This is a genomic window from Metabacillus niabensis (assembly GCF_902829255.1).
Taxonomy (GTDB): domain Bacteria; phylum Bacillota; class Bacilli; order Bacillales; family Bacillaceae; genus Metabacillus; species Metabacillus niabensis.
In genome coordinates this window covers 30,492-55,137 of sequence record NZ_CADEPK010000031.1, presented here as the reverse complement: position 1 = coordinate 55,137, position 24,646 = coordinate 30,492, and the positions used below count along the sequence as shown (strand labels likewise).

Annotated in this window: 23 protein-coding genes; 5 read left to right on the top strand and 18 right to left on the bottom strand. The window is 37.4% G+C overall.

Annotated features, from left to right (window positions below; genetic code table 11):
* The first annotated feature begins 152 nt into the window (after positions 1-152).
* A complete protein-coding gene (locus HU235_RS05765; RefSeq protein WP_095300283.1) occupies positions 153-1,004 on the top strand; it encodes a helix-turn-helix domain-containing protein in 852 nt (283 codons plus the stop codon).
* A 135-nt stretch (positions 1,005-1,139) separates the two neighbouring features.
* Here HU235_RS05765 and HU235_RS05760 read toward each other — a convergent pair whose 3' ends face one another.
* From HU235_RS05760 to HU235_RS05740, 5 genes are all read right to left on the bottom strand, one after another.
* A complete protein-coding gene (locus tag HU235_RS05760) occupies positions 1,140-1,394 on the bottom strand; it encodes a hypothetical protein (RefSeq protein ID WP_145583687.1) in 255 nt (84 codons plus the stop codon).
* A gap of 177 nt (positions 1,395-1,571) precedes the next feature.
* The gene (locus tag HU235_RS05755; protein WP_174879583.1) at positions 1,572-2,477 is read right to left on the bottom strand and encodes an NAD(P)/FAD-dependent oxidoreductase; all 906 of its coding nucleotides are present in this window, start codon (positions 2,475-2,477) and stop codon (positions 1,572-1,574) included.
* A 511-nt stretch (positions 2,478-2,988) separates the two neighbouring features.
* On the bottom strand, positions 2,989-3,894 hold the full coding sequence (locus tag HU235_RS05750) for an SDR family oxidoreductase (protein WP_174879582.1): 906 nt from the start codon (positions 3,892-3,894) through the stop codon (positions 2,989-2,991).
* Between the two features lie 256 nt (positions 3,895-4,150).
* A complete protein-coding gene (gene nfsA, locus HU235_RS05745; RefSeq protein WP_174879581.1) occupies positions 4,151-4,900 on the bottom strand; it encodes an oxygen-insensitive NADPH nitroreductase in 750 nt (249 codons plus the stop codon).
* Positions 4,901-4,957: 57 nt separating this feature from the next.
* A complete protein-coding gene (locus HU235_RS05740; RefSeq protein WP_095300288.1) occupies positions 4,958-6,160 on the bottom strand; it encodes an MFS transporter in 1,203 nt (400 codons plus the stop codon).
* A 344-nt stretch (positions 6,161-6,504) separates the two neighbouring features.
* Between HU235_RS05740 and HU235_RS05735 the strand changes: the two genes are divergently transcribed.
* Entirely contained in the window at positions 6,505-6,777 is a 273-nt protein-coding gene (locus HU235_RS05735; protein ID WP_095300289.1) for a spore morphogenesis/germination protein YwcE, read from the top strand.
* Between the two features lie 36 nt (positions 6,778-6,813).
* Here HU235_RS05735 and HU235_RS05730 read toward each other — a convergent pair whose 3' ends face one another.
* The 4 genes from HU235_RS05730 to HU235_RS05715 form a co-directional block, all read right to left on the bottom strand.
* Positions 6,814-7,797: a nuclease-related domain-containing protein gene (locus HU235_RS05730; RefSeq protein ID WP_174879580.1), complete on the bottom strand. Its 984-nt coding sequence runs from the start codon at positions 7,795-7,797 to the stop codon at positions 6,814-6,816.
* 232 nt (positions 7,798-8,029) lie between these two features.
* On the bottom strand, positions 8,030-8,491 hold the full coding sequence (locus HU235_RS05725; protein WP_095300291.1) for an SRPBCC family protein: 462 nt from the start codon (positions 8,489-8,491) through the stop codon (positions 8,030-8,032).
* Between the two features lie 12 nt (positions 8,492-8,503).
* Positions 8,504-8,902 carry a VOC family protein gene (locus HU235_RS05720; protein WP_095300292.1) on the bottom strand — a complete coding sequence of 133 codons (399 nt, stop codon included), beginning with the start codon at positions 8,900-8,902 and terminating at the stop codon, positions 8,504-8,506.
* Between the two features lie 18 nt (positions 8,903-8,920).
* A complete protein-coding gene (locus tag HU235_RS05715; protein WP_174879579.1) occupies positions 8,921-11,098 on the bottom strand; it encodes a DNA topoisomerase III in 2,178 nt (725 codons plus the stop codon).
* A 155-nt stretch (positions 11,099-11,253) separates the two neighbouring features.
* On the opposite strand from HU235_RS05715, the gene HU235_RS05710 reads away from it, so the two are divergent.
* Positions 11,254-12,798 (top strand): ABC-F family ATP-binding cassette domain-containing protein, encoded by a 1,545-nt coding sequence (locus tag HU235_RS05710; RefSeq protein ID WP_174879578.1) that lies wholly within the window; start codon positions 11,254-11,256, stop codon positions 12,796-12,798.
* Between the two features lie 141 nt (positions 12,799-12,939).
* Here HU235_RS05710 and HU235_RS05705 read toward each other — a convergent pair whose 3' ends face one another.
* From HU235_RS05705 to HU235_RS05680, 6 genes are all read right to left on the bottom strand, one after another.
* Positions 12,940-13,779, bottom strand: a complete 840-nt coding sequence (locus tag HU235_RS05705; protein ID WP_095300295.1) for an STAS domain-containing protein — start codon at positions 13,777-13,779, stop codon at positions 12,940-12,942.
* A gap of 55 nt (positions 13,780-13,834) precedes the next feature.
* Positions 13,835-14,467: a response regulator transcription factor gene (locus tag HU235_RS05700; protein ID WP_095300296.1), complete on the bottom strand. Its 633-nt coding sequence runs from the start codon at positions 14,465-14,467 to the stop codon at positions 13,835-13,837.
* Positions 14,460-15,506, bottom strand: a complete 1,047-nt coding sequence (locus HU235_RS05695) for a sensor histidine kinase (RefSeq protein ID WP_174879577.1) — start codon at positions 15,504-15,506, stop codon at positions 14,460-14,462. Before HU235_RS05695 ends, HU235_RS05700 begins: the two co-directional genes overlap by 8 nt.
* Positions 15,503-16,231, bottom strand: a complete 729-nt coding sequence (liaF, locus tag HU235_RS05690) for a cell wall-active antibiotics response protein LiaF (RefSeq protein ID WP_174879576.1) — start codon at positions 16,229-16,231, stop codon at positions 15,503-15,505. Before liaF ends, HU235_RS05695 begins: the two co-directional genes overlap by 4 nt.
* A 231-nt stretch (positions 16,232-16,462) precedes the next feature.
* Entirely contained in the window at positions 16,463-17,110 is a 648-nt protein-coding gene (locus HU235_RS05685) for a PspA/IM30 family protein (RefSeq protein WP_095300299.1), read from the bottom strand.
* A gap of 71 nt (positions 17,111-17,181) precedes the next feature.
* Complete coding sequence (locus HU235_RS05680) at positions 17,182-17,538, bottom strand: lmo0954 family membrane protein (RefSeq protein ID WP_095300300.1); 357 nt, start codon at positions 17,536-17,538, stop codon at positions 17,182-17,184.
* A gap of 338 nt (positions 17,539-17,876) precedes the next feature.
* Here HU235_RS05680 and HU235_RS05675 point away from each other — a divergent pair, with 338 nt between their 5' ends.
* A complete protein-coding gene (locus tag HU235_RS05675) occupies positions 17,877-19,409 on the top strand; it encodes an FAD-dependent oxidoreductase (RefSeq protein WP_095300301.1) in 1,533 nt (510 codons plus the stop codon).
* 151 nt (positions 19,410-19,560) lie between these two features.
* Complete coding sequence (locus HU235_RS05670) at positions 19,561-19,704, top strand: hypothetical protein (RefSeq protein WP_174879575.1); 144 nt, start codon at positions 19,561-19,563, stop codon at positions 19,702-19,704.
* Positions 19,705-19,759: 55 nt separating this feature from the next.
* Here HU235_RS05670 and cobA read toward each other — a convergent pair whose 3' ends face one another.
* The 3 genes from cobA to nirB all read right to left on the bottom strand — a co-directional run bounded on the left by cobA (position 19,760) and on the right by nirB (position 24,436).
* Positions 19,760-21,232, bottom strand: coding sequence for a uroporphyrinogen-III C-methyltransferase (gene cobA / locus HU235_RS05665; RefSeq protein WP_174879574.1), 1,473 nt, complete (start codon positions 21,230-21,232; stop codon positions 19,760-19,762).
* A 242-nt stretch (positions 21,233-21,474) separates the two neighbouring features.
* Positions 21,475-21,798, bottom strand: coding sequence for a nitrite reductase small subunit NirD (gene nirD / locus HU235_RS05660; protein ID WP_095300303.1), 324 nt, complete (start codon positions 21,796-21,798; stop codon positions 21,475-21,477).
* 223 nt (positions 21,799-22,021) lie between these two features.
* Complete coding sequence (gene nirB, locus HU235_RS05655) at positions 22,022-24,436, bottom strand: nitrite reductase large subunit NirB (RefSeq protein ID WP_174879573.1); 2,415 nt, start codon at positions 24,434-24,436, stop codon at positions 22,022-22,024.
* Between the last annotated feature and the right edge of the window lie 210 nt (positions 24,437-24,646).

Below are 24,646 nucleotides of genomic sequence, written 5' to 3'. Positions count from 1 at the left end.
TTATACATGAGTACTTTTTTGCTCATGCTTAAATTAGTAAAACCGTTTTTACTTGTTTATTAAATACATTTCCGGAAATGATTTTTCATATAAAACAACCCATATTTTGCTTCAATCATAAAAAAAGGGTAGAAAAGGGGGAATATTTTGCTATGGATAAAAGAACCGGGGCGATCGTCTTTCGTTTTACCGATCATGTGGTCAATCATGTTGCACAAATTTGGTCTGTCGGGTGGGATGAACAGCATTCAACGATATACAATTGGAGCGGAATTGAACGTAAAGATCAGGGAAAATACATTTTTCAATATACATTATCAGGACATGGTGAAATATCGATTGATGGGCGTACCTTTAAAGTGGGTGCTGGACAAGCATTTATTGTTAGTAGTCCTGGTAACTATCATTATTATTTTCCAAAGGATGCTGAGAAATGGGAATTCCTATATTTGACCTTATATGGAAATGAAGCAAAACGCTGCTGGGAATATGTGAAGGAGACGGATAATCAAATCGTCCGTTTTCATCCTGAGTCAACACCAATCAAGCTTCTTAAAAAAATATATGATGATGCAAAGGAGCGCAAAATTACGAATGCTTACGAAGGATCAAGCATCGCCTATCATTTTATTATGGAGTTATATGTATACCTATCAAATCTCGATAAATTAATGGAAGATTGGTCAGAAGGGATTATTCGCGCAGCACTATTTGCTAGAAATTATTATCAAGAGGACATTAGCTCTGATGAAATGGCAGAAGCATCACAATTATCAAAATACCATTTTAGCCGCCTATTTAAAAAGGAAACCGGCGTAACTCCTGTTCAATATTTAACAAATATCCGTTTACAAAAGGCAACAGAACTATTGCAACATACAAAGTATACGGTTGATGAAATCGCCCAGCTAGTAGGGTATAAAAATGCCAATTACCTAAGCAAAGTAACACGAAAACAGCTTGGAAAATCCCCAGGTCAAATTAGACAAGATGGAGAAAACTAATAAGCAACAGCTAAACCCCGATAAAAATTATCTAAAACATGATTGTATTTAGTTAGGCTTGTAACTCGAGAGTCTCAGAAGCCTATACTGAACATAAATTAAAAAAAGCAATTGGCTTTTATCCTCCAATTGCTTTTATTTATTTATATGAATTTGAATCGATCCCTTTTCATGCATAATAGTCATCGTTGTACCTGGTGTCATCATATTTTCTAATATATCCTTTGCAGCTTGAAGAGAGAATTCTATTCTTTCTAATTTTTCTGTTTCCTCTTCTCGTTGTTCAAAAGGGATTTGCTTTAGTTGTTTCGCATATTCATGTGTTGTTGAATGATAGCTGGCAATCTTTTCATACACTTCATCATACAATGCTTCGATTTCCTTCTTCATTGCTTCCGTCTCCCTTACTTGTCTTCTCTCTATGATACAAAACTTATAGGTCTAGGTAAAATACGAAACTAATATTTGAGGGTTTTTTATCATTTTTGTTTTTAAATAAATGGTTGATTAAGATCAGCTACCAGACCTTAGGATAAAACAACAATGTTACGAATGTAACTCAGTAATTTAACTATTATGCAATAAGCGTTTATGGATCCATATAGCAGCCTGGCACCCATCAGCCATTGCTATCGTCACCTGTTCCGAATGGGCAACAGCGTCCCCTGCTGCCCATACATTTGTTATATTTGTTTCCTTCGTCCGCGGGTCAATGAGAATATGTTTATTCTCAAGCAATTCTACACCTAGTTGACTTGCCAGATCCGAGTGCACCTTATTCCCACCAAAGCCAATAAAAGCCTTATCTCCTTGAATGATTTTGCCGTTTTTCAATTTAACCCCTTTAAATACTTCATCTGAAACTATAGCATCTATTTCTTCATCAATGATTGTTATTTGCTTTTGCTTAAGTTTATTTAATAGCTCTTCTTCGATCGTTTTTCCCTCATGATTAATAAACGTAATCTGATTTGTAAAATATGTTAAAGTTAAAGCCATATTTGCTCCGGTCTTACCAGATCCTAAGATTAATACATGTTTATTTTTCCCTTCATATCCATCACAATCAGGACAAACATATATTGAAAGACCTAACCATTTTTCAATATGTTTAATCGGGGGAATATGATCCTTTACACCTGTTGAGATAAGCAGTGTTTTTGATTGAAACTGTTCCCCCTGTTTCGTACGAACTTTCATCAGCTTATCCTCTTTTTGCGCCTCGATTACGTGATCATTTATAAATTGAATCCCCAGAGCTTCAGCCTGACTTCTCCCAAGCTCTCTAAGTGTTTGTCCACTAACACCATCAGGCCATCCAAGTAAATTATGATAACCACGGCAAAGATTAGAACGACCATTTTCACTATCAACTACTAAAACTTGTCTCATATATCTACCTAGCTGGATTGCAGCCTGTAACCCTGCAATTCCTCCACCAATTATAATGCAATCAAATGTTTCCTGCCCCATTTATACACGTCCTTTATTTTATTGTTTATATGTAGACTGTGTAAAAGTGGATTGGAACATTCTATAAATACACAAATCCAATAAATGTTTTATATATTGTGGATAACCTTACCTTATTAAAAGAGTCATCCACTAGGTGTAGTAAGCAAGTGCCTTTTTATATCCTCTTTTCAAGGCACTTGCTAAGAAAAACCGCGCATTTTTCTCATATTAGACAAACAGCTACAAACATTTCAATATTATCCAGTACATAGCTTTCCATTAACATTTTAAAAATTAAGATATTAACAAGGTAAGTATTGGTTAACAACAAGTTATACACAGAAGTTATCAACATATCCACAATTGATATCCACATTTTGTGTGGGTACATTTGTTCGCCACAATATCTATCAAGACTTATCCCTGTTATCAACAGGTTATACACAGCAATATCAATTGTTCTTCATACTTATTGCCTATAAATTTTATTATTCTACTTTATTCGACACCTTCATTAAAAATCTGAGTTCTATGATGAGCGGTATTGTCCTCCATTTACATGAAGAACTTGACCAGTAACATAGCGAGAATCATCTGAAGCTAAATACACATAGGTTGGAGCAAGCTCGAACGGTTGACCAGCACGCTTCATTTCTGTATCTAAGCCAAATATTGCAACTTCCTCTGCAGAAAAGCTTGATGGGATAAGTGGTGTCCAAATTGGCCCAGGTGCTACCCCATTCACCCGAATTCCTTTGTCAACTAATGAAAGGGATAGTGATCTCGTAAATGTTGTAATTGCTCCTTTCGTTGCTGAATAATCAATTAACGTTTTATGACCTTCATACGCAGTTATTGAGGTTGTATTTATAATCGAGCTTCCATTTTTCAAATAAGGAAGACTTGCCTTCACCATATAAAAAAAGGCAAAGATATTCGTTCGAAAGGTAGCTTCAAGCTGCTGTGCAGAAATATCTAAAATACTTTTCTGGACAATTTGAATCCCGTGATTATTTACAACAATATCTAATTTTCCAAATGCTGCAATCGTTTGTTGAACAACATGATAACTTGTTTGCTCTTGGCTTAAATCACCGGGAAGTAATAAACAACGACCACCTAACTCTTCAATTCGCTGCTTTGTCTCCTGAGCATCTCTGTGCTCATTTAAATAAGGGATGACTACAGCTGCCCCTTCTTTTACAAACGCATAGGCAATTGCTCTACCAATTCCACTATCACCACCTGTTATAATGGCAACTTTATTCTTTAATTTCCCACTGCCCTTGTATCCTTTTCTATCAGAAATAGGCCTTGGTACCATTTCATATTCAAATCCCGGATGGCGATTTTGGTGTTGAGGTGGAAACGTAAGTGGCTGTTCTTCACATTTTTGCTGTACGGAATAGTAAGGATATAACGGATATTTCCCCATGAGTAACCTCCTTTTCTTTCCTCTCAAATTAAGCCTATTCCAAGGAAGCTTGGGAACATCACTATTTTTTTGACTCTTTTTGCAAAATCACAAGGAACAAAATTGTGGTGGCTTGGAGCGGAGATACGAGATATGTACGTGATGCATACGACGAGTGACTTAAAGAACAGCAAACAAACTTATGTGCCTGCAATATCCTGCTTTTAGCAAGAAAAAAGGAGGTTGCTCATGATCTGAACACCTCCAGTAGATTCCATTATCTTTTATTAAACCCTTGTTGTTCAACAAACTTTTTCATATACATCCTTGCTGGCTTTGCTAACAATCCTGCCATTTGTCCTGTCCACGTATCCTTTCGCTTTCCGTTCGTTCGCTTTTGATAGTAAGCAGAGATTTCTTCATCATAATCATTTAACTGTTGATAATACGCCACTTTATCTTGATTGTATTCATCCTCATGATAAATATGTTGTAATGGAAGACGTTGCTTTTTATCTGGCTGCTGTGCAGGATACCCGACTGCAACTCCAAATAGCGGGATAACATATGGTGGAATTTTTAACAACTCACATACCTCTGTTAGCTGATTCCGTAGCCCACCGATATAGACTGCACCAAGCCCCATCGATTCAGCAGCAAGGACCGCATTTTGCGCAGCAAGTGTTGCATCAATAATCGCTACCATAAACTTTTCTGTACTTTCTAATGCTTCACTCGCATCTTGTGAGTAATTCTCTGCAATTAACTGATGACGATAAAGATCTGCACAAAATACGAAAAAATGTCCATTTTCTGCAACATAAGCTTGTCCACCGGCTAACTCAGCTAACCTCTCCTTTTTCTGCTTATCCTTTACACCAATAATTGAATAGGCCTGGACAAAGCTTGAAGTCGATGCAGCTTGGGCGCTTTCAACTATCGTCTTTATTTGTTCATCTGATAATAATTTGTCCTCAAATTTACGAATTGAACGGTGATTCTGGATTAATTCAATCATCTTATTCAAAGATAGCTCCTCCTTCTAAAAAAGGAATTAGAATCTCTAATCCCTTAAGTAATACTATTATTGTAACTCTCTTTGCTTCGTTTCCTCTCCTAAAAGCAATACCGCGAGTGCACCAACTAGAATGGATATGGCAAAAATAAAGAAGATTGTATGGATCGAAACATTTGCTGCAACTAAATATCCTACTAATAACGGACCAAAAATTCCACCAATCCGCCCGAACGATGCCGCTAAACCTGTTCCTGTGCCACGGATTTCTGTTGGGTAATGCTCAGGTGAATATGCGTATAATGCTCCCCACGCCCCAAGATTAAAGAAAGATAAGAAAATACCAGATGTTAACAGTAATCCTAGGCTTTCTGCATTTCCAAAGAAATATGCACTGACAGCAGTTCCAATTAAAAATGTAACTAAAACAAATTTCCGGCCAACTCGTTCTATTAAAAAGGCGGCACTAAAATAACCAGGTAATTGTGCCAATGTCATGATAAGAACATATTGAAAGCTTTGTATTAAATCAAATCCCTTCATTACCATCACACTTGGCAGCCATAAAAACATACCATAATAAGAAAAAACAACACTGAACCATAATATCCAAAGCATTGCAGTCTGTTTAACATAAGGCTTTGCCCAAACCTTGATTATTTTACTAAAGGATGATTCCTTTTTTGCTGCTGTTGCTTGGAATGCAGGTGAATCAGGTAATTTCACTCTTAAATATAGTGCATAAAATGCTGGTAATGCGGTTAAAATTAAAGCTGTTTGCCACCCAAAATGCGGAATGACAAAATAGGAAATAAGCGCAGCAATTAACCAACCACCAGCCCAGAAGCTTTCTAACAAAACAACAACTTTTCCTCGTTCCTTAGCTGGTACACTTTCAGACACGAGCGTTGAAGCAACAGGAAGCTCCCCACCTAGACCCATTCCAATGAAAAACCTTAAAATTAAAAACATAGCTAAAGATGTAACGAGTGCTGAAAGCCCGCTACCTACTGAGAATAATAACAATGTAATAATGAAGACATTTTTTCTGCCAATTCGATCTGCCATTACACCAAATACTAACGCACCGACAGCCATTCCTATTGAATTGACACTTCCTATCCACCCCATCTCTGAAGAGGAAAGATTCCAGTCTACCTTTAATGCTGCAATGACGAACGAAAGGATCCCAACATCCATTGCATCAAACATCCAGCCTAAGCCGGCAACACCGAGCAGTTTCTTTCTAGATATAGCTTGAGTATTCTCCATCCTTACCACCTTTCACTTCTTAACCCCCTCATTATTTATGATGTATTGAAGAAGGAGGATTAAATAGTCGAAAAATTATAACTCCATCTACACTTATACTTCAATTAAATTAAGATCGTCAATGTTTATTGCTTAACATCCCATTTTCTCTTCTACTTCATTCATGACAGCATAAAATGAGGCTATTTTATTATTTTTCAAAACTACAATATTTTTCCTTTGTATCACTTTCATCTAAAAAGGGAATATGTTATAGTAAATGTAACAAAATGTTCACAAATTGTCCTTTTTTTTGACACAAATCTGAAAGCGTTAACAAACTTTTGTTAAGGAGCTGGTTCAAAATGGACGTATTTTTCGCATATTTATTAATGGCAAGTGCAACTCCACTCTTTTTATGGAAAGAGAATATGAAATTAGCTATTTTTCAGATCCCAGTTATCGTCGCAATGTGGGTTATGTTCTTCTTATATATAAGCAATGATTATACTATGGCAGGTCACCTAATGTTTGGTGCAATTTTTGCATTAAATGTTATTCTCGCTCATGCAACTATGTTTTACGTGTTTGCTCTTCCTTTCTTTAAGCAATTAAAAAGCAAACGAAGAATCATCTAATAGTATTAGACAAAATATATAGGTTTAGAAAAGGGGCTAACTCATTGGAGTTAACCCCTTTTTATTTAAGCTGTAAATACGGTCCCGTGTTGACCCTTCGCTAGGTAAATTTAACATTTGCAACAGTCTTGTTGCTAAATTAGGTGAATGTATCATCAAAAAGTCCCTTAACTTACGATTAGTGATCGTCGTTCCAACGAGGAGGATATAGTCTTGAAGCGCCAAAATATGAGCATCCTTATCTTTATTGCCACAGCTTAGGCAATTCCACGATCCATATACTCTTATCATTGGGTGGCTTTGACACGATGGACAAAATACTCCCTTCACTAATTCATCATAGGTAATATCATATTGCTCTAAGTATGATAATTGCAAAGGTTCATCCGCTTTTTTTAACGAGCGACAAGCCTTTTTTATTTGTTTACCTGTTAACCTTTTGACTTGGTACATCTTTTCAAATTGTTGTAGCTTATTAGGAAGATGATCGGCATGTAATACCTTTTCGGCAGCATCTTTGTAATTGTTAGCTGTACGTATGATCGTCTGTTCATTACTAATAACAACAAGCGATAAAATCGGAAGGGTTGGAAGGTCATTTTTTGCTAGCCAATTTTTTAGATGAAGCTCCTGTCTTTTTAGTTGTGAAATCGGATCTTTAAAAGCTGTTTCCTCTCCATCCTTTGTCCGGATTAACTGGTGAAAAACTGGATCAAAATATACGGTTCCTGAGATGTTTTTCACCTCAACAATGACGAGAAAATTGCTGTTTAGAATCAAAGTGTCCATTTGAAAATAATGACCTGAATCCTTTAGACGAAGATCATGTAAAATGTAATAATCTTTTTCAGAAAGAAAGCTTAATGGATAGTCAAGTGCCTTCTCACCATTATAGCCTGATTGTCTTTTCGCGAGGTTTTCTTGCAACAGAGGAACTTTTGGATGAGTTTTTGGTAATCTTCGAAGTAAGGCCTGTAATTTGAGGATCGAAAGAGGAATTTCTCTTTTTTTTATAATCATTTTACCCCTCCAATTGATTTTTCTTTACATATTCGTGCTCTTAGCTTAAATTCCTACTGCCTTTTGAAAAATTTTTTCGGTAACAGATACTGAATCTGTCAACTTTTCCTGGTAATCTGTCAACTTCACAAAAAAATTTGTCAACTTCTTTAAATAATCTCTCAACATTTCATAAAAATCTGTCATTCGACAAAATTCGCATAAAAAAACGTCGCATTTTTCGTTGCGACGTCTAATTTTTAACTCTTTCTTCTGCAATTTTTTTAATATATCGGTTCCTTGTAATGAGGAAATCCTTCATATATCGCTCCAAAAATAAGCGATCAGCAATTTTTCCGATCCATCCTAATGGGGAGGTATAATCAAACGTATCTACCATCAATGTACCGTTTGCTTTCTCAATGAATTCATGCGAATGATAGAATCGCTTAAACGCACCCTTTTCCATTTCATCGACAAACCGTACTGGGAACTCAAATTCGGTGATACGCACAGTGAGCTTTTGCTTGATCCCGAAATGAATGGCCTCCCAGGTAACTGTCTCATTTAGTCCAATTAATCCGTTTGTAACACCAGCGATAGCTCTCTCGAATGTCTTGCTTGTTGATTCTGTATGAATTTCAATATCGCGTGCGACATCAAAGCATATTTCTCGCGGTGCGTAAATAAACATATCTGTTTGAATGATTGGCACGTTAAATCTTCCTTACTTATAGCTTTTCACCTGAAGCAAATCAAATCGATTGCCATACAGATCTTCAAAAACAACTTCTATACCCCATGGCATGTCATTTGGTTCACCATGGAAGGTAACACCCTTTTCCTTCATCCTATGATAGTCTCTGATACAATCATCAGTTTCAATGACTAGAAAAACATGCTGAGCTGTCTGAGAGCCAACGCGGGCATGCTTTTCAGCAGTATCAGCTTTAACAAATACAATCGCGGTCTCTGATTCTTGGGAAGGAGCTACTGTTACCCAGCGCATCCCTTCACCAAATTGATTATCAGTTAAAAGGACGAAGCCTAGCGTATTTGTATAAAAGGAGATGGCTTCATCATAGTCAGAAACGAGAATCGTAATATGACCAATTTTTCGGTTCATTGTGCGCTTCCCTTCTAGTTACTTTTTCAAATTTAGCTTTGAAAGTGCGTCTGCGAGAGCTGAGTTTGTGAACTCATCATTTTGGTTCTTCATATATTTTGCTACATCTCGTTTAGAGACTTTGCTATTTTGGTTCTTTTTCCGTCTTTCCTGGAAGGTTGACATTTTTTCGCGATGGCCACAGCTGCATACAAAAATTTGTCCTTCTCCCTCACCTCGTAGCTCAAGCTTTTTATGGCAATTCGGGCAACGAGCATTCGTTGTTCGAGCTATATTTTTTCGATAGCCACATTCGCGGTCCTGGCATACGAGCATTTTTCCCTTTTTCCCGTTGACTTCAAGAAGGAGCTTGTTGCATTCTGGACATTTGCTGCCTGTAACATTATCGTGTTTGAAACGTTCCTTACTATTTTTAATTTCTTGGACGATTTCTTTAGCATATTGTCTCATATCACTGATAAAGGCTTTTTGCGATAAGTTTCCTTTTGAAATTTTTGTTAGCTTTTGCTCCCATTCAGCTGTTAAAACTGGGGATTTTAAATCTTCAGGAACGAGGTTCAATAATTGCTTGCCCTTAGAAGAAATAAAGATTTCCTTCCCTTTCTTTTCAATGAGGAAGCTGCTATAAAGCTTTTCAATAATATCTGCTCTTGTTGCAACCGTACCGAGTCCACCTGTTTCACCGATTGTTTTAATTAACTCCTTGCTTTCTCCTGCCATGTATTTTGATGGGTTTTCCATCGCAGATAAAAGTGTTGCCTCATTAAAACGTGCTGGTGGCTTTGTTTCCCCTGTTGTTTTTGTTAGCGAGACGACAGATAGCGTGTCTCCTTTGTTTACTTCAGGGAGCTTTTGATCGTCTTCACTATCTTCATCTGTATAGTCTGTATAAACTTCTTTCCAGCCTTGTACGAGAATTCTTTTTCCTTTTGCTGAAAAAGCTTCTTCGCCGATTTTTGCTGTGACAACTGTTTGTTCATACTGAAATGCAGGAAGCAGGACGGCGATAAACCGCTTTACAACTAAGTCATAAATTTTTCGTTCCTTCTCACTTAACGCACTCAACGGAACAGATTCTTCGGTTGGGATAATTGCATGGTGATCGGAAACCTTCTGATCATCAACAAATGACTTATTTGCTTTAATCGGCTTGTTTACTATTTTTGCGATGACAGCTGTATAAGGCTTGATCCGACAAGCTTCCAACCGATCCTTTAATGTTCCAACGATATCACTTGTAAGATAGCGTGAATCTGTACGTGGATATGTTAACACTTTATGCTGCTCGTAAAGCTTTTGCATAATCGATAATGTCTCTTTCGCTGAAAATCCGTAACGCTTATTCGCATCACGTTGTAGTTCAGTTAAGTCATATAATGCCGGAGAATACGTCTTTTTCGGTGATGTTTTCACATCAGTGACCTTTGCTGATTTACCTTTTAAGTTAGCTAGCTTCTCATCAATATGTTTCTCAGTAAAAGTTTTTGTATCATTTGTTTTCGCATCATGCCAGGTGAGTGCAAGACCTGCTGTCGTAACTGCCTTCATTCCATAATATTTTTTCGGCTTAAATGATTTGATTTCCTCTTCACGTTGAGCAATCATCGCTAAAGTTGGAGTCTGAACACGACCTGAAGAGAGCTGAGCATTGTATTTTGTAGTAAGGGCACGGGTTGCATTAAGCCCAACTAACCAGTCTGCCTCTGCACGGGCAACTGCTGATGCATATAGATTTTCATAGTCTTTGCCATTTTTTAAATGTCTGAAGCCATCTTTAATTGCCTTATCTGTTACAGATGAAATCCATAATCGTTTAATCGGCTTATTTACCCGTGCTTTTTCGAGAATCCAGCGAGCAACAAGCTCTCCTTCCCGACCAGCATCTGTTGCAATGACAATTTCACGAACATCCTTACGAAGCAGCTGTGCTTTGACCGCCTGAAATTGCTTTCCTGTTTTTTTAATTACGACAAGCTTTAATTGTGGTGGCAGCATTGGTAAATCTTCTAAGCGCCATGATTTATATTGATCCCCGTAAGTTTCAGGATCGGCTAATGTAACGAGATGGCCTAATGCCCATGTAACGATATATTGGTCACCTTCTAAAAAGCCATTTCCTTTTTTATGACATTTTAACACTCTAGCTAAATCTCTTCCTACTGAAGGTTTCTCAGCTAGAACGACTGTTTTACTCATATGAACATCCTTTCACTCATAGTCCTTTCTCTATTATAGGTGTTATTAACGAGGAAATCTAATCGGATTAACTTCATTCGATTACCAGTAGCATATTGGATAAAACAATAGTAGAATGAGCAAAGATACTTGTTTACTCACGGAGGATAAAAAATATGAGTCTATTAACGATTGATAATCTCAGCCATAGCTTCGGTGACCGTACATTATTTAAAGATGTTTCACTTCGTCTTTTAGCAGGTGAACGCGTCGGACTTGTCGGGGCAAATGGTGTTGGAAAATCTACTTTAATGAATATTATTACAGGGCAGCTTATTTACGATACCGGCCGTGTCGAATGGACTCCAGGAGTTCGTTATGGCTACCTTGATCAACATACTGTATTAACAAAAGGCAAAACGATTCGCGATATATTAAATGATGCTTTTCTTCCTTTATTCGAGCAGGAAAAGGAGCTAAATGAAGTAACAGATAAAATGGCAACTGCATCGCCTGAGGAGTTAGAGGAGCTACTAGAAAAAATGGCACAAATTCAGGATCGCCTTGATGCTGGTGGCTTCTATTTACTTGATATGAAGGTTGAGGAAACAGCAAGAGGGTTAGGACTTGATGCTATCGGTCTAGACCGCGACGTTTCAGCATTAAGTGGTGGGCAACGAACAAAGGTGCTGTTAGCAAAGCTTTTATTAGAACAGCCTGATGTCTTATTGCTTGACGAGCCAACCAACTATTTAGATGTTGAACATATTCGCTGGCTAAGTAACTATTTAAAAGATTATCCACATGCATTTCTATTAATCTCACATGATACTGAATTTATGAACGGTGTATCAAATGTTATTTTCCATTTAGAATTTTCTAAGCTCACACGATACACTGCAACGTATGAGAAGTTTTTGGAGCTTGCTGAAATTAATAAAAACCAACATTTACAAGCTTATGAAAAGCAACGTGAATTTATAAAAAAACAAGAGGAATTTATCACAAAAAATAAAGCACGTTATTCAACAACTGGTCGTGCAAAAAGCCGTCAAAAGCAATTAGACCGCATTGAAAGAATTGACCGTCCAGAAACTGCAGTAAAACCGACATTTGAATTTAAAGAGTCCCGAAGCAGCAGTCGCTATGTATTTGAAGCGAAGGATCTTGAAATTGGGTATGACACTCCACTACTTCCTAAGCTAACGATGACGATTGAGCGCGGAGATAAAATTGCGATTGTTGGATGTAATGGAATTGGGAAATCAACCTTGCTGAAAACAATCCTTGGCAAGCTGAAGCCACTAGGTGGAACAATTAATCATGGTGACTTTTTATTTCCATCATATTTTGAACAAGAGGTAAAAGCAGGAGATATTACACCAATTGATGATGTGTGGAATGCCTTTCCAAATCTCGATCAGCATCAAATAAGAGCACTGCTAGCACGTTCAGGTTTGAAGAACGAGCATATCTCTCGTCCATTATCACAGTTAAGTGGTGGAGAACAAGCAAAAGTGCGTTTATGTAAATTGCAAATGAATGAAAGCAACTGGCTACTATTTGACGAACCTACAAACCATTTGGACGTTACTGCCAAGGAAGAGCTAAAGCGTGCAATTAAAGCATATAAAGGTACCGTTGTCCTCGTCTGCCATGAGCCAGACTTTTATGAAGATTGGGTAACAAAGGTTTGGGATATCGAAGACTGGGCAAAGTAAAAGGAGTTCTAGCTCTAACCAGCGAAAAGTTTATAATAAATGCGAAAATCTATGTAGACAAAAAGATGAATATACTCTAATAAAAGGTCGACCCTCCTAATCGAGTAACAATCGATTAGAGAGTCGACCTTTTTACATAGCTTAATCTGCTATAATCCGATCCAATGCTTGTGAAAGTGTTGCTGTTGTACGGATATGACTAAAGTCTAATCCAAGCTGAATCGCTGTTTGGGCAATTTCCGGTCTAATTCCACATAATGTTGAGCGAACGCCAATGAGCTTTAACGCTTGGATTAAGTGGAATATTTCATGAGCTACCATTGTATCAATAATCGCGACACCTGATAAGTCGATACATAAATCCTCAATTCGCAAATCCGCACATTGAGATAACGTGTTTTCAAGAATGATTTTAGCTCGTGCTGTATCGATATCACCAATAAGTGGCAGGAGAGCAATTTTCTTTCGAAGTAGGATAACGGGTGAGCTTAATTCATTAATAATTTCCTTTTGCGCTATAAGCTGCCTTAGCGTATTTCGGTTTGCTTCTTCGATATAAATGTAAATTGATAAATTAACGACTCTTCTTACTAAGTCAATCCAAGATAAAAATTGATCCAAAGCAACATTATCCTTATTTAAAGAAAAATATTCCTTTAAATATTTCATATACACTTCTTGAGAATTCATAAATTCCCGTACGACATATTGAACAGGTGTTTTTAAGTGCTTTTGGTCCTTTGCTAATTCCTCTGACCAGATTTTAAAATCCCGAAAAAAATCCTCTTCCTTTTCAATAAAGAGCTTATGTAAATGTTGAAAATAATCTTGATTTTGCTCTTTCAATGATTGAATAATCTCTGGATCTGTTGTTGAGTAAATCGATTCAGAATCTTCATCATTGACTAGTTTGTACCAATCCTCAGTGATTTGCCAGGAATGTTCATTTAAATAATTATATAATCCCTGATTTCGATGCATCGTATGTCTCTCCTCTTTATCTAATCTGATGACATAAAATGTTTATATAAACCGACTATTTGACTAATGAATGCTTAAAGGCATAAATAACCGCTTGTGTACGGTCCTGTACCTCTAGCTTGCTCAAAATGTTACTTACATGGGTTTTCGCTGTTTTAAGAGCAATAAATAATTCATCTGCTATTTCCTGATTTGACTTTCCTTGTGCCATTAACATTAAAATTTCCATTTCACGGGAGGTGAGCTGATCATGAAGTTTCGTTTCGTCCTTTTGTCGCATTTTCATCATCATTTTTCCTGTAACTTCTGGCTCTAATATCGATTGCCCATGGAACGTAGACCGAACAGCATTGGCAATTTCACTAGCCTTGGACGTTTTCAATAAATAGCTTGTTGCACCAGCCTCTAATGCAGGGTATACCTTCTCATCATCAAGAAAGCTAGTAACAATTATGATTTTTGCTTCCGGCCATGACTGAATAATTTGCCTTGTTGCTTCAATTCCATCCATTTCCTTCATTACTAAATCCATTAATATAATGTCTGGACGTAAACTTAAGCAAAGCTCAACGCCAGCCTTTCCATTATCCGCTTCTCCAATTACCTCGATATCCGGTTGAGCAGATAGGTAGGATGATACCCCTATACGGACCATTTCGTGATCATCAACAAAAACAACTTTAATCATTTGCTTCACCTTCTACATTAAGTACTGGAACCTTTACCTCTAAACGTGTACCTTTATTTTTTAAGCTAACTACCTTTATCGTTCCGCCAATTTCAATTGCTCGTTCATACATGTTTTGCATGCCATAGGAGCCTGTTTTTCCTTCATTATCAACCTCAAAGCCAACTCCATCGTCAGAAACCCTCATAATGACAAAATCATCCCGCTTAATTAACAGGACATCCAATGTTGTTGCTTTTGCATGCCGGAGTGTGTTTGATACAGATTCTTGAAGAATCCGAAATAAATGCTCCTCGACTCCTTTATCTAGCTGCATATGCTCGACCTTCCATTTTATCTTCATTGAGACCTTTTGCATGAGTTCAACAAGCAATTCCTCGACACCCTCTTGAAGTGTTTTTCCTTTTAGTGCCGCAGGACGTAAATGGAGAAGCAGCGCCCTCATTTCCAGCTGTGATTGTTGGATTGTTTCTTCAATTAATTTAAGCTGCTTCGTTTCACGGTCATCTGATAATGGCTTTGATTCTGTGATAGCAGACATCATCATTGAAGCTGCAAATAATTGCTGGCTAACAGAATCATGAAGCTCCCGAGCTAGGCGGTTTCTTTCTTGTGAAACCATTTCTTGTACTCTTTTCTCATGATCCTCTGCTTTTTCATTTGCCAGCTTTTGCGATAGCTTTGTTTGCTCCAACATATTTTTTTGAATCTTTTCTATTCGAACCCAAATATCATGAATTTCCGGTAGCACCTGCTGTTCAATAGGAATAGGGCGACCTTTTTCTAATTCTTTAACAGCAGTCTCTACTGTATATAATTGCTTCTTCCAATAGTATCCTGTTAGTGCTCCATAGCATGCTCCAAGTAAAATACTAATACTTGGCACAATGTACACAAAAGGAAAATCAAGAATCTTATTTTCCCAAAGAGAGCTCCAGCTTTCTAGCGGAAAGGCAATAAAATACATGAAGGAAAATAACACGAACAAAATAATTGTAAAGATGATTGCTGAAACGAGCTGACGTAAAATAATATTCATACTCGTTTCACCTCAAGCTTTCCCGTTAAACCTGCGGTGATTATTTTTACCTTTTGCTCAGCCTGATCATATTCACCACTTTTGTAGACAACTGTCTCATTAACAATTCTATGCTCTTTTTCCTGAAATATTGTAACAGATCCAACGATGATGGAATGATTTAATTGAACCTCTACTTCATATGGTACAAGGATTTGGATATTACCTATTAAGCTACGAATTGAAATAACCGCTTCTCCATTAGGTAAAACCGTATCACTTAAATCTATAATTGTATTTCCGACACCGACCTGAATATTGATGTCATTCCATTCATATACATGCTCAGGCGTTGTTTGATTAGCAAATAGCTTATTTTTAAATAAACTGCCTTGCTTATGAAATTCCCCAGGCTTCGATACATTCTCTAAGGTAGCAGGCTTTATCTCCTTAGGCTTTTTTTGTGATTGAAAAAATTGAACAATTATCGAAACAAGGACAACACAGAAAAAGTACCGAAACGTTATCATATTTAATACCGTTACGATTAACCATATCCATCCTATCCAGTACAGCATCTTGCCCATAAAACCAGGCTTCCATCTTGAACCAAGATAGATACACCCAGTTGAAAGAACAACGGCAATGATTAAGCCACCATTAAAAAATACTACCTCTAATAAAAGGAGGAGAATTCCGATTAACACTATCCAATTTAAATAGTCTGTATTCATATTACGTAGCATATAGACCCTCCTTTCATTTTGTTAAAATTCTTCGTCATGCTTATCTATAGAAAATGAACTTTAAAATATTCTTAAATAATTTTTTAGCAGATTTTTGTCAATATACTAGATAAATTACTCCATAATAGAAGGTGTTTACCTTGTATTATGGAGTAGCTTATCTGCTACTATTTACTAAGTATGAATAAGGCGTAGTGATTACCTACGCCTTATTAGGATACCATGTTTTGATTAAGAAATCGTACTAGTTTCCTCATTTTTCATTTGTTTTTCTAATTGAGCTATTCTTGCATCAATTGTATTTCGATGATACATCGTATTTACTTGATGCTCCAGGCGATCAAGGTAGTTTTCCATTTCTGTAAATTTTGAATAAGAGTTCGTTGAGTAGTTTGTATTTTCGACTACCTTGTTCATACGATAGTGAGCGCGGGCAATATTTTCTCTGCCCATAAGTTCCATGCGTTTAATATGCATATCCTTTAGCTTATGTTTCATTTCTTCATATTTTTGCTCTAGCTCTTCTAATTGATGTGTTGTTTGCTGAAGAGATTCTCTTAATCGACCAACTCTCTCTTCGTAGTATACGTGTTCCTTCACTGCAAATTGATGAAGCTCTTCCTCACCTGCTTTTTCTGCAATTTCCGCCTGTCGTTTACGCTTTTCGGCTAGACGTAAAGCTTCATTATATTCACGGTTAAACTCTTCCTTTAATAAGTATTGACGTTCAACTAGCTTGCGAACCTTTTCAGTTTCCTGTTCACACTGTCTTAAATAATGATTGAGCACAGCAATTGGATTTTTTTGCTCCTTATTATCTAATGCTTCATGTAAATCTGCTGCAATTGAATCTTTAATTCTAGTAAAAATATTTGCCATTTTATTCTCTCCTTTTATATAAAGGACGTGTGTTACCACGTCTCTTGTTTTATTTGAACGTTTAATGCCGATTAGTAATTTCCTTTTAATTGATTCCACTCTTTTTCAAAATTTGTAAAAGGGTCATCACTTTCATTTGACACTTTTTCAACTTCCGGCTTTTTATTCCATTTCTTATACACAACGTATAGAACATAGATTGCAACTACTCCTATAACAGCCGGTAAATTTGATGCTGAGGCAAACAAGGCAACAACACCGATAATGGCTAATAGAATTTTCGTGAAAGTTGAGTCTGTTTTCATAAAGCCTTTATATGAAAAGTACATCACTGTAAGACTAAGGGCTAAAGCAATCATTGGTGCCAAATTTGATAAGAGGACAATCGCTGCCACCCCACCTAAAATAAATAAACCAAATTTTTTCATCCTATTTTCCTCCTTTCTATAAATGTAGCGGTGATAGTTACCGCCTTTTCAATTATCTATCTCAACCTTAGCCTTATCAGCTTATTGGTGTTGATAGTGTGTTTGTTTATAGCTTTATCTTACCTACATTTCCTTTTTCCAATAACGTGCCCTAGCTTTATTTTCAGCTAAGACTTAAGACGTAGTTGCCGTAAGACTTTTATATATAGAAGAAAAAATTATGCTGAACAATACATGTTTTTTACACAATAGGTAAAAATTATCTTAAATGGCTTCACGGTTTCATTATTGATTTTTTCATGCTAACGGAAGCGTGTTCGTGGAAAGGGAGGATACAAATGACTAATCAGGCGCAAATGCCGTTTGAACCATCATCATATTGGAGAAGCACAACAAGCTTTGAACGTTATCCAGAGCTATCAGAGGATATAGACGTTGATGTCGCAATTGTTGGAGGCGGTATTACAGGAATCACTACTGCCTATTTGCTAGTGAAGAACGGATTAAAGGTTGCAATTCTTGAAGCAAGCGAATTATTTAATGGAACAACTGGCCACACGACGGCAAAGGTCACCGCTCAGCATGGACTTATCTATGATGAGTTTATTCAACATATTGGTATCGAAAAAACACAGAAATATTATGAGGCAAACCAAAACGCACTTGAATTTGTTCGAAAAACAGTAAAAGAGCTTGGGATTGAATGTGATTTAACAACAGAGGATGCCATTATTTACGCTGTCAGTGATCAATATTTGCGGAAGATCGAAAAGGAATATGATGCATATCAAAAGCTAGGGATCAGAAGTGAATTTACCGATAAAATCGCCTTGCCGATTGATGTTAAGGGCGCCATAAAGATGAAGGAGCAAGGGCAATTCCACCCGCTTTCTTATTTAAAAGTCCTAGTACAGGAAATTACAAACGCTGGTGGCGAAATCTATGAGAATACAACGGCAGTTGATATCGATACATCAGCGACAAAGCCTGCTGTCATCACACGTAATGGCAATCGAATAACTTGTCGTTATGCTATCTCATGCTCCCATTTCCCTTTTTATGATGGTCGAGGATTTTATTTTACAAAATTACATGCAGAACGTTCCTATGTCCTAGGGATAAAATCAAAAACCGAGTTTCCAGGTGGGATGTACTATAGTGCCGATTCACCTACTCGTTCGATTCGATATACACCTATGAATGGAGAAAAATTGCTGTTAGTTAGTGGAGATGGTCATAAAACAGGACAAGGCACTTCAACTTATAAGCATTACAAAGCATTAGAGGATTTTGCCGAACAAGTAGTTGGAATTGAGGAAATTAAGTATCGTTGGTCTGCACAAGATCTTTATACATTAGATAAAGTTCCTTATGTCGGACAAATTACAGAAAATCATCCAAACGTTCTTGTTGCAACTGGGTATCGTAAATGGGGGATGTCAAACGGAACGGCTGCCGCACATATTTTATGTGACATTGTTCTTGAAAAGGAAAATCCTTATAAGGAGCTTTACGATCCTTCTCGCTTTTATGCAGATCCAAGCATTAAAACCTTTCTTATGCAAAATCTAGATGTAGCTGGGCATTTAATTGCAGGTAAATTTGATACTGCTGAAAAATTTATTGAAGATGTTGGAAAAGATGAAGGGGCAATTGTTGTAGTTGAAGGTAGACGGGCAGGGTGCTACAGGAATAGGGAGGGAGATATTTCCCTTGTTGATACGACGTGCACACATATGGGCTGTGAGGTTGAATGGAATAGCGGTGATCGCACATGGGATTGCCCATGCCACGGTTCAAGATATTCTATCGCAGGAGAAGTAATCGAAGGACCGGCTAAAAAACCTTTAACTAAACTTGAACTACCGTAAGACAGCATAGTTTAAAGTCATCTTTCCTTTAGGTCTGACAAACGTCGGACCTTTTAAATTTTTAACAATAAATAACACTTATTTATCCAACATGTTAAAACCTATTATGGATAAACTATTTGTTAAGAAACGAAACAAGGAGATGATGGTAATGAAAATGAACGACGGCAAAGGTAAACCGAATCCTAAAGGGAAAATTTACAAACGAAAATCTGAAGCACTTTCTGAGTTCAACCTAAAAAACCAAGAGCAGCCTGTTCCTCAACCAAAGGACTATGAAGAAATTGAATATTGATATCATGTTTTAGTAGAAGGGCTGAATCAATCTCCTTGTATTTGATTCAGCCTTATTATAGACTCGTTGTTGCAATTGCCGTTGCACCGTTATCCGGATATGTTACTTCGAAGTAATCCAATATTTTTGCTTTCAATCCATGATTTTTAGCTGCTTCCTTCGCTTCATTTGTTACACAAAGAAGTTCAACATGTTCATCCTCTAAGAGATTGCTAAGTCCACATTTTTCAGCTTCCTTCATAAAGAGTTGAACAGCATCCTTAGATGAAAACAGGATGGAAGTAATCGAAGCATCTTCAACAGCTCTTTTTATGACAGGGATATATCTTTCATCGATAATGGATTGATACACATCAGCATAATCATACTCACCATATTTATACTCAAGCATCCATAATGGATCGGCTTTTTCCTTTGAACCTACAAGCAACAGCTTCCCTTCCTTTGTCATCTCGTTCTCCAATTTTGCAAATAGCCCTCTTTCTTCTAAAACTTGAATCGTAGCAAAATCCTTACAATAGAGGCTTGCGCGAATTTCACGAATATCAATTTGATGCTTTCTTAATAAGGAGAAAAAATATGATACAGATGCTGTTGTTGTAAACAAAATTCGTTTATAGTTTTCGAGATTATTCATTATTTTCACTTCAAGATAACGTTCAGATGTTTTCCATTTAGGGAATTCAATGACATCTGCTCCCTGCGCTTCAATGTTATTCGCTAATCCAGCTTCATCCACACACCCACTTACAGACAGGATTTGCTTGCCAAATAGCGGCTTTTTCTCAAACCATTTCAGCTTTTCTCTTGATGCAACGATATCCCCAACAAGTGTAATAGCTGGATTGATAATGTTTGCACTTCTCACCTTTTCAGATATTGTCGACAAGGTTCCAACAACACTTTCCTGTCTACTCCATGTGCCCCAACGAATGATGATAACAGGTGTATCTGCTGACTTTCCATGCTTGATAAGATTTTCGCAAATATGCTCAAGATTTGAAATACCCATATAAAAGGCAATCGTTTGAACCCCTCTTGCAAGGCCTTCCCAATCAATATCAGGCTTGCCGTTTTTCGATTTATCATGTGCTGTTACCATTGCAAAGGATCCGGCATAATCACGATGAGTGACTGGAATTCCTGCATATAACGGTGCAGCTATACCCGATGTGATTCCTGGAACTATTTCATAGGAAATATGGGCATTTGCTAGAGCCTCTGCCTCCTCACCTACCCTACCAAATATACTTGGATCACCGCCTTTTAATCGAACAACTGTTAAACCTTCCAGTGCTTTATCGACTAAAACATGATTAATTTCCTCTTGTCTCATAAAATGTCTTGTTGGTAATTTACCACAATAAATTAGTTCGCAATTTGCCGGAGCAAAACGCAGCAGCTTCGGATTCACTAAACGGTCATAAAGAATAACATCCGCTCGCTTTAACGCCTCCATACCTTTAACAGTAATCAATTCACTGTCCCCAGGCCCAGCACCAACTAAATATACTTTGCCTTCCCCCATTTTCCATTACCTCCTGTAAGTAATAAAGTAAAACGTCATGCTTGCAAGGTGAACTAATAGGGATCCTCTGAGCAATAAATCCCACCTAACCTACTTCGGTTTCGAGATGGGGCTTTTGCCCGTTATCGCTAATAAAAAGAGAGAGGGCCAACCCTTGCCAACAATTTCGCCACACCGAGCTAAATTGTGGGGAGAGGTCAGACCCAATCAAGTTACATGCTCTGTTACTTTTTGATTCTTTTCTATACTAAAAGATAAACATCATCATCTTCAATTAACGTTGCATATGTTTTTACACAGCCAAAATCTGGTTCTTGAACCTTCCCATCATCAAGGCATATTTTCCAGTCATGCATCGGGCAGAAAACATGCTCACCACTAACAATCCCTTCACTTAATACGCCACCTTTATGAGGACATTTGTTTTCTACAGCCTTCACTTTCCCATTCGAAAGTTTAAAAACAGCCACTTCTTTTTCCGCTTCAAGCTGAACCGTCTTCCCTACACGTTCAGGTAATTCGGATAAAGCTCCCACATATATTTTCGATTTTGTTAACTCTTTCATATCACGTATTCCTCCTAGACTATTAAATAAAACTGCAATCGTCAATGCCCTCTTTCACTTTTAAGGATTTAGCAGTAGTAAATCTAGAGCTAGATATTTAACTAAAGGCTAATTTGAATTTTAATAATCGGAAGTGTCTCACCTTTTTAAAATAAAGGTGAGACACAGTAATCAAAGCTCGCACCCATTAACTTAAGATTCTGAAAATTATTCTCCTAGGTTATTACGACATCCCAACCGTTTGGAATAGTTGTTTTGTTGTTTTTTCATTTTCAATAATCTCTTTCCAAGGATCCTTATAAACAGATAAGGCTTCATCCATACGTTCGTTCAATTCTTTTCGCATGTTTTTATCGTCTAGTACAGATTGGACATGCGCTAAGCCAACTCGTTCAATCCATGCAGATGTACGTTCTAAATAATTTGCTGTTTCACGATAATATTGCAAGTATGCACCTGTAATCTCCATAGCCTCTTCATCTGTTTTCACTTTATATAGAAGGTCTCCACTACGGACATGGGTACCGCCATTTCCGCCAACATAAATTTCCCAGCCACCGTCAATGCCGATAAAGCCAATATCTTTAAAGCCTGATTCCGCACAGCTTCTCGGACATGCCGATACAGCCATCTTCACTTTATGTGGTGTTTGTAATCCTTCAAATTTCTTTTCAAGTTCAATTCCTAATCCGATTGAATCTTGAGTACCGAAGCGGCAAAATTGTTCACCGACACAAGTTTTTACTGTTCGAAGTGATTTTCCATAAGCAAAACCTGAAGGCATATCGAGGTCTTCCCAAACCTTTGGCAGATCATCCTTCTTCACACCAAGTAAATCAATACGTTGACCACCTGTCACCTTCACTAATGGAATATCATACTTCTCGACAACGTCTGCAATCCGACGTAAATCCTTAGCATTTGTTACACCGCCATACATTCTCGGTACAACTGAATACGTTCCGTCCTTTTGTATATTTGCATGCATTCTTTCATTGACAAAACGAGATTCTCTTTCATCTTCATATTCTTTCGGATGAATCATTCCTAGGTAGTAGTTTAAAGCAGGGCGACATTTTGAACAGCCTTCTTCTGTTTCCCAGCCGAGTACATTCATAACCTCTCTTACATGTGTTAATCCTTTTTCTTTAATACCTTCGACAATTTCATCTCTTGATAATGATGTACAGCCACAAATTGCCTCTTTTTGTGCAGATGCATCAAACTCAGATCCAAGTGTTAGCTGAAGAACATCTGCCACTAACGGCTTACAGCCACCACATGAACGTGATGCACTCGTACACGCTTTTATCTCATCAACAGATGTACAGCCTTTTTCTTGAATTGCTTGGACAATGGCACCTTTTGAAACACCGTTACAGCCACAAATAATTTCATCCGCACTCATTGCTGCAACTAAACTAGTACCAGCTTCTTCGCCAATTGGCTGTAATATTGTAATTTTCTCTGTATCAGAGATGTCTGCTCCCTTTTTAATCATCGAGAATAGACGATTTCCCTCTTTGCTATCTCCGAATAAAACCGCTCCGACGATTTTATTTCCATTTAAGACAATTTTCTTATATACTCCATCTTGCTCGTCAAAGATTTTTAACGCCTTTTTATCATCACCTTCAATAAAGTCACCTGCTGAGAATACTTCAACACCAGAAACCTTTAATTGAGTAGATAAGACTGAGCCTTTGTATGGAGCTGTTTCTTTTCCACAAATATGATGAGCAAGCACCTTTGCTTGTTCATATAATGGCGCAACTAATCCGTATGGAATCCCATTATGCTCTGCACATTCACCAACTGAATACACATGAGGCACATTTGTTTGCAAATAATCATTTACAACAATTCCTCTGTTAACGGTTAAGCCACTTTCCTTTGCTAGCTCGACGTTCGGCTTGATCCCAACAGCCATGACAACTAAATCTGCTTCAAGCTGTGATCCATCTTGAAACTTTAAGCCTTCTACGCGTTCCTCCCCGTAAATTTCTTGAGTGCTTGCTTCTAATAAAAACTTCATTCCTTGCTTTTCTAATTCCCTTTGCAAAAGCTTCCCTGCTGTTTCATCTAATTGGCGCTCCATTAACGTTGGGGCAATGTGGATAACCGTTACATCCATTCCTAAGTTCAATAATCCACGAGCTGCTTCTAATCCAAGTAGCCCCCCGCCGATAACCGCTGCCTTTTTATATTTTTTCGAAGCCTCTAGCATGATATCTGTATCCTTAATATCACGGAAGGCTGTTACTCCTTCTTTATCAGCTCCTGGAAGTGGTAAAATAAATGGTACTGAGCCCGTTGCAACGATGACTTCATCGTAAGGTACGATTCTTCCTTTATCAGATACGACAACTTTTTTCTCTGTTTGGATTTTGGTCACTGTCTCTCCTGTATAAAGGGTAATGTCATTTTCCTCATACCAATCCCAATCATTTAAGGTAATATCACTCACATTTGTATCACCTTGTAATACCTTCGATAAAAGGATTCTATTGTAATTAGGATGTGGCTCACTGCCAAAGATTGTAATATCAAATATATCTTTTGAAATTTTTAGTATTTCTTCGATTGCTCGAACCCCGGCCATTCCATTCCCAATAAGAACTAGCTTCTTTTTTTCCACCTGTAGTTCCTCCCCTAGAAAGTTTCCTTTACTATAACACGGTAAATTGCAATATTTTACTTACATGTTACATTTTCTAACATGGTTTATTTCATTCGGAGATGAATCTCATATTTCTTGTTTTGAGACATACAAGCCCTATTTACCTCGAAAGCAAATAAAGAGAGTGACACAAAAAGGACTGCCCCCTCCAACAAACACTCGTACATA